2 protein-coding genes and 1 tRNA gene are annotated in these 1,684 nt (G+C 32.1%); all 3 read right to left on the bottom strand.

What is annotated here, in order from left to right; genetic code table 11:
- Nucleotides 1-39 precede the first annotated feature (39 nt).
- The 3 genes from H5182_RS21890 to H5182_RS21900 all read right to left on the bottom strand — a co-directional run bounded on the left by H5182_RS21890 (nucleotide 40) and on the right by H5182_RS21900 (nucleotide 1,633).
- Complete coding sequence (locus H5182_RS21890; protein WP_182760646.1) at nucleotides 40-555, bottom strand: hypothetical protein; 516 nt, start codon at nucleotides 553-555, stop codon at nucleotides 40-42.
- Nucleotides 552-1,442: a hypothetical protein gene (locus H5182_RS21895; protein WP_182760647.1), complete on the bottom strand. Its 891-nt coding sequence runs from the start codon at nucleotides 1,440-1,442 to the stop codon at nucleotides 552-554. The genes H5182_RS21890 and H5182_RS21895 overlap by 4 nt, the downstream gene beginning before the upstream one ends.
- A 116-nt stretch (nucleotides 1,443-1,558) precedes the next feature.
- Nucleotides 1,559-1,633 (bottom strand) — tRNA-Arg (locus H5182_RS21900).
- Nucleotides 1,634-1,684: the final 51 nt, after the last annotated feature.

Below are 1,684 nucleotides of genomic sequence, written 5' to 3' on the forward strand. Positions count from 1 at the left end.
GCTTGGAGTTCTGTAAATAACTGTACTATCTGAGTTTAACTATTTTATATATTTAGAAAATTTTTTTTGCAAAAACTCAGGCCACATATTACTGTTCTTTCCGTATCTTTTCGCAATACTTTTAAACTCTTTAAGCTCTTCGACTTTGGTACCTTGCTCTAAAAGCTCTTCATAAACCCGATAGTATTGTTGGCTAAAACTAATAAATCTTTTTTCATCCATAGTTTGATTTTCTCTTTCTGCACACAAAGCCAACTTTGCATATAGCTTATACAGCTTTAAGGATAGAAAAGATTTTTGAATTTCTTCACATTTATGAGAAAACGTCGAATGATTTAATTGTTCCAATTGTGGAATGAACTGTTCTTGACAAAGTTTTTCAAGCTCGTTGTATCTGCCAGCTTTCTGATAATACGGCAATATTTTTAAAATATCAGCATCTGATGATATTCCACTTTGATAGGTAAACAATAAAATTTCTATAGCTTCATCAAATAACCCATCTTTAGCTTTAGTTGTTGCGAATTTCAGCTGATTCATATTTGTGGTCATCATTGGTTACTGTTCCTTTCCCTGTTTTTCAATATATTATTTAACTGCTCTATAGTAAGCTCTTCGCTCGAAGTTATATCAGGTTCACCAAGAGAAAGGTTGATTTTATATGAATGGCTTGTTATCCCATCGCGGCAATCAACTTTTTCATAATGTATGTTCTCAGCTATTGTTTTTGGAGCTAGTTGCTCAGCTTTAAAAAATAATTTGCTGGTTGGGGAAAAAGGAAAAAAAATAAAATAGTTATTAAATTGACAATATAGAAGATAAATAATGTGATTATCAGAAGTTTCTCTAGTTAATTCGATTTCCATTTTTATAGGAAAATTAACATCAGGCATTCTATACCCACACCAAAAAATAGGTAAATGATTAAGGCTTTCAAAGTTCTGATTTGAGGTCAACCATCCTAAAGTAGGGTGAAATTCTTTTAACTTTTCATCTGGAAGGATAGATATTAAACTTTTAAGAATTGCCTTGTAAACTTTGACCATATCAAAAGCTTGTGAAGAAAAATTTAATGAACTTTGCTCTGAAGAGTTTTCTTGTATTAATGTTATGAATTGATCGTCCCCATAAATTTTACTACCACCTTTTAGATAATTTGGCCGATAGCCTTTCTTACCTTTTAGTCGAGTAATGAAAGTAGGCGGTATAAAATCACTTAAATTTTTCTCTATTTTTGAAAACTTTGCATTGCACTCATCACATTCATTAGCTGTAAAGATGCTTTTATTGCCAAGAAACTCTGGAAAAGAATGAGCTTTCTTTTTATTAAACTTAACATTATTTAATTTGCAGAACCTACATAAAGAATCTCTTTCACCAATTTCAACTTTTGGGAAAAAGTTATAATTATGCTGCACATGCTTAAAAACCAGCTCAAGCAAAATCTAACTCCTTCATTTGCACAAGTTTCAACATTCTACTCCATAGAAAACAGCTGCATATGTGCTACACAAAAACAGGAAAAGGAAAATAAAAACACATAAATTATTGATTTTATTGGTAGCCCCTACAGGAATCGAACCTGTAACTGCCCCTTAGGAGGGGGCCGTTATATCCATTTAACTAAGAGGCCACTCTGATAGCTGATAGCTGATAGCTGATAGCTGATAGCTGATAGCTGATA

The organism is Pseudoalteromonas sp. SG44-17, from assembly GCF_014164235.1.
GTDB classification, from domain to species: Bacteria; Pseudomonadota; Gammaproteobacteria; order Enterobacterales; family Alteromonadaceae; genus Pseudoalteromonas; species Pseudoalteromonas rhizosphaerae.